This window comes from Nesterenkonia sp. AN1 (assembly GCF_000582475.1).
GTDB lineage: Bacteria > Actinomycetota > Actinomycetes > Actinomycetales > Micrococcaceae > Nesterenkonia > Nesterenkonia aurantiaca.
The window spans coordinates 194,987-208,262 of record NZ_JEMO01000015.1 but is presented as its reverse complement, the minus strand read 5'-3'; the positions used below and the strand labels follow the sequence as shown (position 1 = coordinate 208,262).

Below are 13,276 nucleotides of genomic sequence, written 5' to 3'. Positions count from 1 at the left end.
TGGCGGCCTGGGGGACAGGCGGCCTGCGGGGTGAACCTGGCCGCCATGCTCGTGGCCAAGGATGTTGTTCCCGCCGGGCCGAAAGCGGCCACGGCGGGTGCGGCCCTGCTCGCGGGGCTCGGCGCGCTGGGCTCCCGGGTCGCATCGGGGCCGGAACGGGCCAGTGTCTCCTCCCGCGTCTACGCCGGAACGCTCCTCTGGGCATTCGCCGGCGTCGTCATCGGGCAACGTCGACGCTCACCGTCTGCGGCCGCCACGGCAGCCGGGGCCGCCGTCACCATGGTGGTCGTCGCGGCACGTCACCGGTGACACCAACGGTGACACCAACGATGACACCACCGGTGACATCACCGGGGCGATGATGCCGATCCTCCGCGCCCTGCGCTGCACATAGAGCGCCAGGCGCTTCCGCGACGCACACGCCGCCTCGGCTCTGGCGTAGCATGAGGTGCCTCACACCGGCAGGCCAGATCACTCAGGGGAGGCGGACACCGTCGCAAGCTCAGCGGGGAATGACCCCCCATCCCGTCACCCCGGCGCTGCCGAGCCGGCAGGCCTGTGGAAGCGGTTCAACGCCGGACTCCACGAGTTCTACGTCGCCCCGTACCGGCGGGTCTTCGCCCGCGCCAAGCGCGACGAGGAAGACCTGTTCATGATGCTGGTGCTCTCCGAGGCGCTGGGCCTGCCGAACCCGGCCTCCGGGATGACCCTGGAGCTGCTGCCGGAGATGTTGGACCGGATGCATGAATGGCACACCCGTCAGGGGCTGGAGCGCTCCCCGATGGACGGACTCGGCTGCTGCTGAAAGGACTCGGTACCGATGCTGCTGGACCTGATTGAACGACGCCGGGTGCTGTTCCTCGGCGGCAAGGGCGGGGTGGGCAAGACGGCCACCGCCTCGGCCGTGGCGCTGCACCAGGCGGCCGCCGGCCGACGGGTGCTGCTGGTCTCCACCGACCCCGCGCACAACCTGGGCCACCTGTGGGACCAGACCGTGGGCGATGACCCGGTGGAGCTCTACCGCAGCGAGGACTCCGGTGGAGTGCTGCGCGGGATCGAGATCGACCCGCAGCGCACCATCGATGAACATCTCGCCGAGGTCGGAGCCAACCTGCGGGACTTCATGCCCGAGCACCTCCACCCCCAGGTCGCCGCGCACCTGAAGCTCTCCGCCCAGTCACCGGGCACCCATGAGTCAGCCATCCTGGAACGGATCGCGGTGCTGATCGAATACGGCCTGGACTCCCACGACCTGATCGTGTTCGACACCGCTCCTTCCGGGCACACCGCCCGGCTGATGGCGCTGCCGGAGATCATGTCCACCTGGATGTCGGGGCTGCTGACCCGACGCAGCAAGGCCGAGCGCTTCGGTGCCGCAGTGCGGGTCCTCGACGGCGAGGACGACCCCGCCAAGACCTCTCCGAGCAATCGCGACCAGCGGATCCGTCAGGTGCTGACCCGGCGGAAGGCACGGTTCGAGATGATGCGCGAAGTCCTCTCGGACCCGAAGACCTGCAGCTTCGTGATCGTCCTGACCCCCGAGCGGCTGCCGGTCCTGGAATCGGTGGCGCTCTGCGCCCAGCTGCGCGAGGCCGGCGTGGAGGTCGGCGGGCTGGTGGTCAATCGGCTCTCCCCCACCGATGCCGGGGAGTACCTGGCGCAGCGCCGAGCCCAGGAGCAGCGACACCTCGATTCGCTGTCCGAGCTGATGCCCGGGGTGCCGGTGGACAGGCTGCCGCTGCTCACCGGGGACCTGGTGGGCCCGGCGGCGATCCAGCGGTTGGCGAACGAGCTGCGCTGAGCCCGCGGACGCACCAGGCACCGGCCGGCTCAGGCCCGGGCGTGCCGGTTGAGGTACTCGCGGATCCGGGCGGCGCCGTCCTCGGTGATGTGGTGCTCTTCGTCGCGGTAGACGCTCAGCGTGGTCACCCCGGCCAGACCCTCGAACGCCGCGGCGGTGTCCTTGACCCGGTGCAGCGGCACCCAGGGATCCTCGTCGGCGCTGAACAGCTCCACCGCGAGTCCGCTCAGGCCAGGGTCGGGCGCCGCGGCGAAGCTGCGCGCCCGGGGCCCCAGATAGCCGCCGGTGTGCAGCAGGGCGCCGTCGACCCGCGGTTGTGAGACCAGCAGATGTTCGGCCAACAGGCACGCACCCTGGGAGAAGCCGAAGACGATCACCGGGGCCCCTCCGGCGTCGCGCGTCTGGAGCAGATGCGAGAGCTGATCCTGGATCACCCCCAGCGCCTGGTCCAGCTGCGGCTGGTTGGACTCGAGCGGCTCCATGAACTTCCCCGGATACCAGGAGTGATCCGCCGCGGTGGGCAGCCACCAGCAGACCCCTTCCAGCTCCAGGCGTGCGGCGAGGTCGATGAAGAACTGTGGGCTCTGGGTGCGACCGTGGACCCCGTACACCACGATTCGGGCGTCCTCGGCGGCGACGCCGTGGTGCACGAGAGCAAGCTGGTCATGGCTGGGCACGGCGGATCAGTCCTCCACGCGCAGCGGCTCGAGCTGGGACATGATGTGCTCGCGCTCGTGCTCGAACTGCGGGGGCAGCATGAACTTCTGGCCGAGCTCCTCGGGGGACTCGTCGCAGTCCCAGCCGCCGTCGGCGTGGGTCACCGCGAGCTCGAACAGCGCCCCGCCGGGGGTGCGCACATAGTGGGACTTGAAGTAGGTGCGGTCCTTCAGCTCGGAGATGTCGGTGTAGCCGGCGCCCTCGATCTCGAACTTGGAGGCCTCCTGGTTCTCCAGGGTGTCGAAGTTCCAGGCGAAGTGGTGGTAGGTGCCCGCGGCGAAGCGCCAGGTGCCCTGGTCGTCGGTGCGGTTGCCGCGCAGCTCCACCCAGTTGCCGAACTCATCGGAACCGACCTTGAACCGGGCCACGTCACCGGCCTCGGCGATCTCCCCGCCGAGGAAGAACACATCCTTGGCGAAGTCGACCATCCGGTCCTGGTCGTAGACATGGATGCCCATCCCGTAGATCCCATGCACCGCGTGCTCCGGCGGCACCCCATGACCGGGGTGTCCCACCCGGGCGTCGCCGTGCACTCCCACCAGCACGTATTCGAGTCCGCAGGGATGGTTGAACGCCAGGCGCCGTTCACCGAAGAGCTCGGACTGTTGATGCTCGATCTGCATCGAGCCCAGTCGCTGCGCCCAGAAGTCCAGTGAGCCGGCAGGCACCGCGAGCATCACCTCGCGGGCCTGGTTGGTGCCCCGGGTGCCGAAGCGGCCCTGCTGCGCCCAGGGGAAGGTGGTGACCACGGCGGAGGGGTCACCGTGGGCGTTGGAATAGTAGAGGTGATAGATCGGGATGGAGCCGTCGTAGAGCACGGTCTTCTTGATGAACCGCATGCCCAGGACCTTGGTGTGGAAGTCCACGTCCTCCTGGGCCTTGCCCACGGAGAGCGTCACGTGGTGGGAGCCGAGCAGATACGTCATGGTGGTGCCCTTCTATGGAAGTGACTGCTGCGATCTGTGACTGAAAGCATCTGTGGCGGGGTCATCGCCGGCCCATGCGGCGCGGATCAGCTGGGCGGCGTCCTCGAGGGCCATCTCGCGCGGGTTGCTGGCCGGGACGACGCCGAGGATCAGCTCCGCGGCGCGCTCGAGGTCCGCCTCCTTGAGCCCGTGGTCGCGCAGCGCGCGCGGAGCTCCGATCTGGGCGCGCAGCCCGCTGAGCCCCTCGAGCGGGTCTGCGGCTCCCAGCGCCGCCGCGATGCGCTTCCCCGCCTCCGGGGCTGATCCCAGATTGAAGGCGAGCACATGGGGCAGCATCACGGCGTGGGTCTGGGCGTGCGGCAGGCCGAAGGATCCGCCCAGCACATGGCAGATCTTGTGGTGCAGCCCGGAGCCCGCTGAGGCGAAGGCAGTGGCGGCGAGATAGGCGCCGTACTGCAGCTGCTGGCTCGCCTCGAGGCTGCGGCTCGGTCCCTCGGCGGGCGGCGCCATCCCCCGGCGCAGGGCCCGGATGGCTTCCTCCGCCCCCAGGCGGTTCAGCGGATCCGCGTGAGGGGCCCAGAAGGAGTCGATGCAGTGGGCCAGCGCATTCATCCCGGAGGCGCTGGCCAGTTCGGCCGGGAGGTCACGCACCAGCTCCGCGTCGTAGACCACGGTTCTCGGCAGGACCACGTCGTCGGCTCCGGTGGCCTTGGCGCCGGCCTCGGTGACACCCCAGATATTGGTCGCCTCCGAGCCCGCGTAGGTGGTGGGCACCGCGAGGATCGGGGCACGGGTCTTCAGGGCGACCGCCTTGCCGAGCCCGATGGCGGAGCCCCCGCCCACGCACAGGATCAGATCCGCCTGGGCCTGGGTCGCGGCATCACAGGCCAGCTCGACCTCCTCCACCGGGACGTGTTGCCGGGCGCCGTCGAGCCGGTGGGCGATGCGCAGCGTGGCATGGAGTTCATCGGCGGCGCGCTGCGCGCTGCCGGAGGCGATCAGCAGGATCTGCTGGGCGCCGAGACGCTTCGTCTCGCTGCGCACATCGGTGGTCAGGTTTCCGGCGCCGAAGCAGACCCGCTGACCCAAGGTCTGGTGGCTGAAGCTCATGGTCATAGGGACCTCTCCTCTCGCGGCGGAGTCGGGACTGCCGACGCTGCAAGGGCGCCGCAAGATTCGGACAGCTGTCCGAGGGCCATTATGTGGTGGAAGCCACATTGACTGTCAAGGGTTCGACGGTTTGAAGCACCGCTGGTTCCATGCGTCGGTGCTGGTCAGCGTCGACCTTCCGGGGGGTTCAGCCGGCTCGGCGGAACGCGGTCTCGATCTGTTCCAGCGTGCGCTCCTTGGTCTCCGGGACCTTCTTGAAGGTGAAGAGGAAGGCGGTGAAGCAGATCAGGGAGAACCCGGCGAAGATCCAGCCCACGCCGAAGGCGGCGAGCGCGGTCGGGAACAGCAGCGAGACCAGGCCGTTGGCCAGCCAGTGTGCCGTGGTGACAACACCCATGGCGGCGGCCCGCACGCCCAGCGGGAAGATCTCTCCGAGCACCACCCAGACCAGGGCCCCCCAGCTGACCTGGAACATGAAGATGAACACGGCCAGGCAGGCCAGCGTGGCGATGCCCAGTCCGCCGAGCCCCTCGGGGGCCGGCATGACCAGGTTCACCACGGCGAGCACCGCGAGCGCCAGCGAGGTGCCCAGGGCGCCGATCAGCAGCATCGGGCGGCGTCCCCAGCGGTCGGTGTAGCAGATGGCGATCCAGACCGCGGCGATGTTCAGCGCGCCGATGATCAGGTTGGAGCCGATCGCGCCCTCGTCGGAGAAGCCGACGTTCTGCAAGGTGGTGGGCGCGTAGTAGAGCACCGCATTGATGCCCATGACCTGTTGATAGACCCCGAGCCCGAAGCCCACCCCGAGGATCGAGAGCACCCAGGGCCTGCGCAGCGCACGCAGACCGGTGACGCCCTCGCGCTGTTCCGCCTCGTGGACCTCGTGGATCTCGCCGAGTTCCCGGCGGGCCTCCTCGGGGGTCCGGTCGCGCAGCAGCATCGCCTCGGCCTCGACCTCCCGGCCGCGGTGGACCAGCCAGCGCGGGGTCTCGCGCACCACGGTGAGCCCCAGCGCGAAGAGCACCGAGGGGATCACCGAGAGGCCCAGCATCCAGCGCCAGGACTCCACCGGGGCGAAGGCCACCCCGACCACGAACCCGAGGAACTGCCCGATCACGATCGCCAGCACATAGGAGGCGGTGACCCGGCCGCGGATCCGCGCCGGAGCGATCTCGGAGAGATACACCGGCAGCACGACGGCGGCCAGGCCGGTGCCGAGCCCGACCACCAGCCGGGCGGCGAAGAGCACCTCGGCGTTGGGCGCGAAGGCCATCCCCAGCGGAGCGATCAGGAACAGCGCGGCGGTGATCAGCAGCACGGCCCGCCGGCCATAGCGGTCGGAGAGCCCGCCGCCCAGGCAGGCCCCGATGGCGGCGCCGACCATCAGGCCGGTCACGATCCCACCTTCGGCCCAGCTGCTCAGCTCGAAGTCCCGGCGCAGGTACACCAGCGCCGCGGAGATCACTCCGGTGTCATAACCCCAGTTCAGCCCGCCCAGGGCGCCGAAGAGGTAGATCAGAGTGGAGCCCCGGCGTCGCTGCGTAGCCGTGGGTGCTGCTGTGCTCATGGTGTTCCGTTCTCCTGCTGCTCCAGGCCCCAGACGCTGACCAGCGCAGGGAACGAAGGTCAGACTAGTCCGTGCCGTCGCCGGTGGCAGAATATCGAGCATGCGCATCACCGAGGGGACCCTGGATCATCCGGCCGTGCGGGCACTCATCGTCGAACATCTGCAGGACATGCACGCCACCTCTCCGCCGGAGAGCATCCACGCCCTGGACCTCGACGCGCTGGCCGGGCCCGGGATGACGTTCTGGAGCGCATGGTTCGAGCCCGCCGAGGTGTTGGCCGGATGCGCGGCTCTCAAGGAGCTGGACCCTGAGCACGGAGAGATCAAGACCATGCGCACCGCGGCCGCCGCGCGCGGGCAGGGTGTGGCGGCCAGGATGCTGACCCATCTGCTGGCGGTGGCGAGTGCTCGCGGCTACACCAGGCTGAGTCTGGAGACCGGGGTGGAGGACTACTTCGCCGCGGCGCGCAGGCTCTATGCGCGGCATGGGTTCACCCAGTGCCCGCCGTTCGGGCGCTACACCCCAGATCCGAACAGCGTGTTCATGACCCGGGTGCTGGGCTGATCAGCCCAGCTCCGCGGCGATGGTCTCCTTGAGGATCTCGCTGGTGCCGCCGAAGATCGTGAGCAGGCGCACCGCGAGGTAGGCCTGGGCCACCGGGTAGTCCAGGATGTAGCCGTAGCCGCCGTGAAGCTGCAGGCAGGCGTCCACCGAGGCCTTCGCTCGTTCGCTGGCGAAGAGCTTCGCCTTCGACGCGGTCACCAGGTCCAGCTCCCCGGCGTGAAGGCGTCCACGGTGGCCGCGACATAGCGCTGCGTGGCCTCCAGCCCCACCTGCAGCTCAGCGAGCTGGAACCGGGTGTTCTGATATTCGCTCACCGCTTGCCCGAAGGTCTGCCGCTGCGCCACGTAGCTCAGCGTCTGGCGCAGCACCTCGGCGGTGATCGCCGCGGCAGAGGTGGCGATCCCGAGCCGGCCCTGCGGCAGGATCGCCTTGGCGTAGTCCAGGCCGCGGCCCTGCTCCCCGATCAGGTTCGCATGAGGGATCTGCACCCCGGCGAAGAACAGCTCGGCGGTGTCGGAGGCCTTGAGGCCCATCTTCTCCAGCTGGCGGCCAGGCTGATAGCCGGGGTTGTCCCGCTTCTCGACCAGGAACAGGCTGAAGGAGCTCTCGGAGCCGCGCTGGCGCACGTCGGAGCCGTCGGTCCGGGCCAGCACCAGGGCGCCGTCGCCGGAGATGCCATTGCCGATGAAGGTCTTCTGCCCATCGAGGGTCCAGCCGCCGTCGTCGTTCTTGACCGCCTTGGTGCGCACCGCGCGCAGGTCGGAGCCGGCGCCGGGCTCGGTGAACGCCACCGAGGAGACGAAGGAGCCGTCCATGAAGCGGGGCAGCCAGGCCGCCTGCTGCTCGGCAGAGCCGAACTTCAGCAGCGCGGGGAGCACCCAGTCGTCGTGGAGGTGGAGGGCCAGGGAGACCGCGAGCGCGTCGGCGCGGGCCAGCTCCTCGTCGAGGATCATCCGGAACCGGTAGTCCCCCAGCCCCATGCCGCCATGCTCCTCGTCCACGGCGAGGCCGAGCAGCCCGTTCTCCGCCGCGGCAAGCCATAGCGAGCGGTCCATCATGTGCGCAGACTCCCACGCCTGGTAGTGCGGGGTGACCTCGCGGGCGACGAACTCGCGCACCACCTCGCGGAACTCCTCGTGGATCTCCTCGTAGAAACCGGTATACATCGTGGGTGGGTCACCTTTCGGGCGGTGCGGGAAGCGTGCGCTGGGGCGCAGGTGAGCGAGCGGGGCGGCGCTGAGTCGCGTGGGGTGCGGCTCAGACGACCTTGCCGATGGACTCGAAGCGGGTGAGGATGCGCTGGACCTGGGTGATCACCGGCATGTCGATCATCTCACCGCGGAAGCTGAACGCGCCGGCCAGGTCCGGGTCTGCACGATGTCCGGCGCCGGGTGTCAGCCCGGCGGTGTTCTCGAAGGCGGCGATGACGCCCTTGGCCCATTCCAGGTCGCTGGCGGTGGGCGTGTAGGCCTGCCGAATCGGGGCGATCTGTTTGGGGTGGATGCAGGCCTTGCCGATGAACCCGGAGGCGCAGGCGTCCTCGGTCTCCACCGCCAGTCGCTGCAGGTCAGGGACCCGGGTGAAGACTGCGTCGATGATCGGCACGCCCACGGCGCCGGCGGTGAGCAGCAGTCGATTGCGGGTGAACCGGATGATCTCGCGCTGCGAGCCGTCGTTGTTGCGCGAGGTGGTGCCGCCGATGCCGGCGATGAGATCTTCGGTCCCCCAGAGCAGCGCCACAGTGGCCGGGTGCTGCGCCAGGGCCAGGTCGTTGAGCACCCCCACCGGGGTCTCGATCTGCGGGATCAGCCCGACGCCGGGCAGCGCGGCGGCCACCTGGTCCAGGAGCTCGGTCTGTTCGGCCTTGGCGATGACGACATAGCTGATCTCGGTGCCCGAAAGCGCGCGCAGGTCCGCCTCCAGCTCGCCCGAGGCCGGAGCGTTGACCCGCACCAGGGTCCGCCTCGGGTCCATGGACCCGTCTCCCCAGTTCAGCGCCTGGACCATATTGTTCCGGGCGATGTCTTTCTCTCCGGAGATCACCGCGTCCTCAAGGTCGATGATCACCGCGTCTGCGGCACCGGCAGCCTTGGCGAAGAGCTCCGGCCGGCTGGCCGGGCAGAAGAGCAGGGCGGGACCCAGCGCGAAGCGGGCCGTGGGGTGAGGCATGTGTCTCCTCCGAGAATGGTCGGCGTGATGAGCGGGGTGGTGGCGATGCGCAGGGTCACCCCTTGCGGCGGCGCAGCTCCTCGATCATCTGCGGAATGACCTCGTGCAGGTCCCCCACCACGCCGAAGTCGGCGATCTCGAAGACCGGAGCGTCCTCGTCCTTGTTGATCGCCACGATGGTGCCGGCGGTCTGCATGCCCGCGCGCTGCTGGATCGCGCCGGAGATCCCGGCGGAAATGTAGAGCTGCGGGGAGACGGTGACCCCGGTCTGGCCCACCTGAGCGGCGTGTTCGATCCAGCCGGCGTCGGTGGCCGCCCGGGAGGCGCCCAGTCCGGCGCCGAGCTCATCGGCGAGGTCCTCCAGCGGGGTGAAGTCCCCTTCGACGCCGCGACCGCCGGCGACGACCACGCGCGCCTCCGCCAGGGCTGGACGGGCGGAGACCTTCAGGGCGGTGCGCTCGAGGATCTCGACGCCCCCCTCGGAGGGGCGCACCGGCAGCACGGTGCCGTCGGGCTGGTCTCCGGCGTGCAGGAGGGCGTCGACCCGCTGCGGGTCGAGGCTGTTCGGCTTGAAGGTCGCGACAAGCGGCCGACCCGGGGCCGGGATCAGCTGCGAGGTCGTCGTATAGGAGCCGGCCAGCTCCGACTTCGTGGCGATGAGTTCACCGTTGAGCGCCGCGACACCGCAGATGATCCCGGTGTCCAGGCGCACGGCGAGCCGGGCCAGGGCGTCGGTGATGTCCGCGGTGGAGGAGCCCAGGATGACCTCGGCCTCGCATTCCGCGACGGCGGTCTCGAGCAGGTCCACCACGGCGACCTCAGGGGCGGGCAGGCTGGTCTCGGCGAGGTAGACCTCACCGAGGCCGGCGATGGCCAGCGCCGGGGTGGGGTCGCCCTGGTAGGCGCCGACGGCGACATGGACCTCGCCCAGCGACTGGGCCTGCGCGATCAGCTCGCGCTGGGTCGGGCTCAGCGCATCGCCGAGCACATCGAAGAAGACCAGGACATTGCTCACAGCAGACGCTCCTTCGCGAGGAATTCGACGACCTTCAGACCGGCGTCCCCTTCATCGGTGATGATCTCTCCGGCGGTGCGCGGCGGACGCGCGGTGGTGCTCAGCACCCGGACCCTCGCGGTGACCTCTTCGGCGCGCAGCCCGATATCGGCGAGACTGAGCCGGGTGAGCGGCTTCTTCTTCGCAGCCATGATGGCCTTGAAGTTGGGGTAGCGCGGGTCGTTGGCCTGATCGGTGACCGAGACGACGGCGGGCATCGCCACCGCGACCTTCTGCGACTCGGTGCCGCCGGAGCGGGTGACCACGAGACGGTCCGGCGTCAGCTCCAGGCCGGTGGCGTAGGTGACCACGTGGGCGCCGAGGCGCTCGGCCAGCTGGGCGGGGATCGCGCCGGATTCGCCCTCTTCAGAAGCCATGCCGGTGAGCACCAGGTACTCGGGCTCGCCGGAGTCGAACTCTCCGGCTCCAGCCACGGTCTCCACAGCGGCCTTCAGCGCCACCGAGCTGGCCCAGATGTCCGCCCCGATCAGGGCCTCATCGGTGAGCTGATAGGCGTCATCGGCGCCGATCTGCAGGGCCTTCTTCGCGGCGGTGCTGGCCCCGGCGGGACCCATGGTCAGCGCGGTCACCCGCACCTCACGGTCCGCCGCGGCCTCGCGCAGCTGCAGGGCGGCCTCCAGCGGGTATTCATCGAGTTCGCTGAGCACGCCCTCAGCGCGGTCGATGCGCCCCTCGGCGTTGTAGCGACGCTCCAGCTGGGCATCGGGGACCCACTTGACCAGGGTGATGATGTGCAGGGGTGCATTCACCATGCGGTGCTCCCGCCTCACTCTCGAGATGTATGGAGAAACAGACCTTTTCCATGGTCGCATGAAACGCCGCGCCTGGCAGGGTCGTGAAGCCCTGCGACACCGGCCCCAACCCCAGCCCCACCCCTCCTGGGCGGTTGGGTTCTCTGGTCGATACGTTCCTGCCGGAAGACTCAACCACCCAGGAAGGGTGGGGTTCCGCAGGGCGGTGGACATCGGCATGTTCCGCTATATGATCACACTGTTCAGGAGCAGATCCTGGTGCCGCCCCGTCCCGCGCAGCGGACGCCTCACACTGGAGACCAACGCCATGGGCACCTCCCAGCATTGGCGGACCCTCGCCACGGTCCTGACCACCACCGTTCTTGCCGCCACTCTGATCGGCGCCTCCGCGCCACCCCCAGAGCCGACGACGCCGCCGCTCACCTATTCCGCGGTCAGCGCCTCTGCGCCGCAGCCTCAGCCTCAGTCTCAGCCGGGGTCGATCTCACCACGAGCCGCGCTGCGCTGAAGACCCTGCGCGCCCCCACGCCGACGATCTCCGGCGCCGCCGCCGTGGGCACGAAGCTCACCGCGAAGCCGGGCACCTGGACCAGTGGGACATCGCTGAGCTACCGCTGGTCCGCCGAGGGCAGAGCGATCAGCGGCGCCACCCGCAGCAGCTTCACTCCGACCACCGCGCAGCAGGGCAAACGGATCACCGTGCAGGTCACCGGCAAGCGCTCCGGGTACACCACAGCCTCGAAGACCTCTGCGGCCACGCTGAAAGTGGCGCGCTCCTCCACTCCGAAGATCAGCGGTTCGGCGACCACCGGGAAGGCCCTCTCGGCCAGCGTCGGGACGTGGACATCGTCGACGTCCTTCTCCTATCAGTGGCGTGCCAACGGCACCGCGATCAAGGGCGCGACCAGCCGGACCTACAAGATCTCCTCGGCTCACCAGGGCAAGCGGATCTCGGTACAGGTGACCGGCAAGAGGTCCGGACACACCACGCTGACCCGCACCTCGGCGTCGACCGCTGCGGTGAAGTCGCCGGCCCCGGTGAAGAAGCCGACCAGCGTGAAGATCACGTCCTCGACCTTCCACTGCCCGAAGGGCTACCCGGTCAAGGGCAACGCCAATTCCGGGATCTACCACGTGCCCAGCGGGGCGTACTACAAGGCGACCAAGCCCGAAGAGTGCTTCGCCACCACGGCGGGCGCCCGGAACGCGGGCTACCGCGCGTCCAAGCGCTGAGCCTCACCCCTCAGCACCCAGAAGGCCAGCACGCAGGAAGGCAGGGTCAGCGGGCGCGCGGGACCAGACGTTCGAGCTGGGTCACGTGCTTGGGCTCAAGCTCCGCCAAATTCGGGACCTCCAGCAGCAGCATCGTGCGCTCCACCTGATCGGCCAAGATCTCGATGGTCCGATCCACCCCGGCCCGACCACCGGCCATCAACCCATAGAGATAAGCCCGCCCGATCAGTGTGAACTTCGCGCCCAGCGCGATCGAGGCCACAATGTCAGCGCCGTTCATGATCCCGGTATCAATGGTCACCTCGAGGTCGTCTCCGACCTCACGGACCACCTCGGGCAGCAGATGGAACGGCACCGGGGCCCGGTCCAGCTGACGGCCCCCGTGGTTCGAGAGCACGATCCCGTCCACCCCGAGGCTCGCGAGCTTCTTCGCGTCCTCCACGTTCTGCACCCCCTTGACCACCAGTTTCCCGGGGAACAGCGCACGGATGATCTTCAGGTCCTCGAAGCTGATCGAAGGATCCATCGCCTTATCCAGCATCTCCCCCACCGTGCCCCCGGTAGAGGTCAGCGAGGCAAACTCCAGCGGCGGCGTGGTCAGGAAGTCATACCACCACCACGGTCGCGGGATCGCGTTGAGAACGGTGCCCAGGCTCAGCTGCGGCGGGATCGAGAACCCGTTGCGCTTATCCCGCAGCCGGGCCCCGGCCACCGGGGTGTCCACGGTGAAGAACAAGGTGTCGAACCCGGCCTTGCCGGCACGCTCGGTGAGGTCATAGGAGATCTCGCGGTCCTTCATCACATAGAGCTGGAACCAGTTGCGCCCGTGCGGGTTGGCCTCCTGGACCGCCTCGATGCTGGTGGTGCCCAGGGTGGAGAGGGTGAACGGGATCCCGGCGGCCCCGGCCGCGGTGGCTCCGGCGATCTCGCCTTCGGTCTGCATCAGCCGGGTGAACCCGGTGGGCGCGATCCCGAAGGGCAGCGCGGAGCGTCCGCCGAAGATCTCGCAGGAGGTGTCGACCTCAGAGACGTCGCGCAGGATCGAGGGGTTGAACTCGATGTCCTGGAACGCCTCCCGGGCCCGGGTCAGCGAGAACTCGCCCTCCGCGGCGCCGTCGGTGTAGTCGAACGCGGCCTTCGGAGTGCGCCGCTTGGCGATCTTGTGCAGGTCCTCGATGGTCAGCGCCGCGGAGAGCCGACGGCGGGAGGCATTGAAGTCGAACTTCTTGAACTTCATCAGCGGCGCGATGTCGCGCGGCTTGGGCAGTTGACGCTGAACCATTGAGTGCTCCTAGACCGGTCGCTTCGGCGACTGTGGAATTTCACGACTGTGGACGGTACGTGATGGGCGCACCGCGTTC

General features: G+C 69.1%; 14 protein-coding genes and 1 pseudogene. 6 read left to right on the top strand and 9 right to left on the bottom strand.

The genetic code is table 11. The features are described from left to right. The 3 genes from BG28_RS15660 to BG28_RS08950 form a co-directional block, all read left to right on the top strand. A partial coding sequence (locus BG28_RS15660) for a hypothetical protein (RefSeq protein ID WP_161634821.1) occupies positions 1 to 309 on the top strand: 309 nt, incomplete at its 5' end. A 139-nt stretch (positions 310 to 448) separates the two neighbouring features. Next, entirely contained in the window at positions 449 to 805 is a 357-nt protein-coding gene (locus tag BG28_RS08955) for a cory-CC-star protein (RefSeq protein WP_341802702.1), read from the top strand. A 15-nt stretch (positions 806 to 820) separates the two neighbouring features. Next, positions 821 to 1,801 (top strand): ArsA family ATPase, encoded by a 981-nt coding sequence (locus BG28_RS08950; RefSeq protein ID WP_036475811.1) that lies wholly within the window; start codon positions 821 to 823, stop codon positions 1,799 to 1,801. Between the two features lie 29 nt (positions 1,802 to 1,830). On the opposite strand, the gene BG28_RS08945 is transcribed toward BG28_RS08950, so the two are convergent. From BG28_RS08945 to BG28_RS08930, 4 genes are all read right to left on the bottom strand, one after another. After that, positions 1,831 to 2,478, bottom strand: coding sequence for an alpha/beta hydrolase (locus tag BG28_RS08945; protein ID WP_051501220.1), 648 nt, complete (start codon positions 2,476 to 2,478; stop codon positions 1,831 to 1,833). A gap of 6 nt (positions 2,479 to 2,484) precedes the next feature. After that, positions 2,485 to 3,444, bottom strand: coding sequence for a VOC family protein (locus BG28_RS08940; protein WP_036475810.1), 960 nt, complete (start codon positions 3,442 to 3,444; stop codon positions 2,485 to 2,487). Positions 3,445 to 3,456: 12 nt separating this feature from the next. Then, a complete protein-coding gene (locus tag BG28_RS08935; protein ID WP_036475809.1) occupies positions 3,457 to 4,560 on the bottom strand; it encodes a maleylacetate reductase in 1,104 nt (367 codons plus the stop codon). A 181-nt stretch (positions 4,561 to 4,741) separates the two neighbouring features. Then, the gene (locus BG28_RS08930) at positions 4,742 to 6,121 is read right to left on the bottom strand and encodes a sugar porter family MFS transporter (protein WP_036475808.1); all 1,380 of its coding nucleotides are present in this window, start codon (positions 6,119 to 6,121) and stop codon (positions 4,742 to 4,744) included. A gap of 100 nt (positions 6,122 to 6,221) precedes the next feature. Between BG28_RS08930 and BG28_RS08925 the strand changes: the two genes are divergently transcribed. Then, the gene (locus tag BG28_RS08925; protein ID WP_036475806.1) at positions 6,222 to 6,686 is read left to right on the top strand and encodes a GNAT family N-acetyltransferase; all 465 of its coding nucleotides are present in this window, start codon (positions 6,222 to 6,224) and stop codon (positions 6,684 to 6,686) included. Here BG28_RS08925 and BG28_RS08920 read toward each other — a convergent pair. The 4 genes and pseudogenes from BG28_RS08920 to BG28_RS08905 all read right to left on the bottom strand — a co-directional run bounded on the left by BG28_RS08920 (position 6,687) and on the right by BG28_RS08905 (position 10,682). Beyond that, positions 6,687 to 7,852 (bottom strand): annotated as a pseudogene (locus BG28_RS08920) (acyl-CoA dehydrogenase family protein). It lies immediately after the preceding gene. Between the two features lie 91 nt (positions 7,853 to 7,943). After that, positions 7,944 to 8,855: a CoA ester lyase gene (locus BG28_RS08915; protein ID WP_036475804.1), complete on the bottom strand. Its 912-nt coding sequence runs from the start codon at positions 8,853 to 8,855 to the stop codon at positions 7,944 to 7,946. A 55-nt stretch (positions 8,856 to 8,910) separates the two neighbouring features. After that, positions 8,911 to 9,870 carry an electron transfer flavoprotein subunit alpha/FixB family protein gene (locus BG28_RS08910; RefSeq protein WP_036475799.1) on the bottom strand — a complete coding sequence of 320 codons (960 nt, stop codon included), beginning with the start codon at positions 9,868 to 9,870 and terminating at the stop codon, positions 8,911 to 8,913. After that, on the bottom strand, positions 9,867 to 10,682 hold the full coding sequence (locus BG28_RS08905) for an electron transfer flavoprotein subunit beta/FixA family protein (protein ID WP_235181049.1): 816 nt from the start codon (positions 10,680 to 10,682) through the stop codon (positions 9,867 to 9,869). The genes BG28_RS08910 and BG28_RS08905 overlap by 4 nt, the downstream gene beginning before the upstream one ends. 187 nt (positions 10,683 to 10,869) lie before the next feature. Between BG28_RS08905 and BG28_RS14445 the strand changes: the two genes are divergently transcribed. Then, complete coding sequence (locus tag BG28_RS14445) at positions 10,870 to 11,190, top strand: hypothetical protein (RefSeq protein WP_051501219.1); 321 nt, start codon at positions 10,870 to 10,872, stop codon at positions 11,188 to 11,190. A 44-nt stretch (positions 11,191 to 11,234) separates the two neighbouring features. After that, positions 11,235 to 11,915 (top strand): hypothetical protein, encoded by a 681-nt coding sequence (locus BG28_RS08900; protein WP_051501218.1) that lies wholly within the window; start codon positions 11,235 to 11,237, stop codon positions 11,913 to 11,915. Positions 11,916 to 11,961: 46 nt separating this feature from the next. Here the strand turns inward: BG28_RS08900 and BG28_RS08895 are convergent, their stop codons facing one another. Beyond that, complete coding sequence (locus tag BG28_RS08895; RefSeq protein WP_036475798.1) at positions 11,962 to 13,197, bottom strand: alpha-hydroxy acid oxidase; 1,236 nt, start codon at positions 13,195 to 13,197, stop codon at positions 11,962 to 11,964. Positions 13,198 to 13,276: the final 79 nt, after the last annotated feature.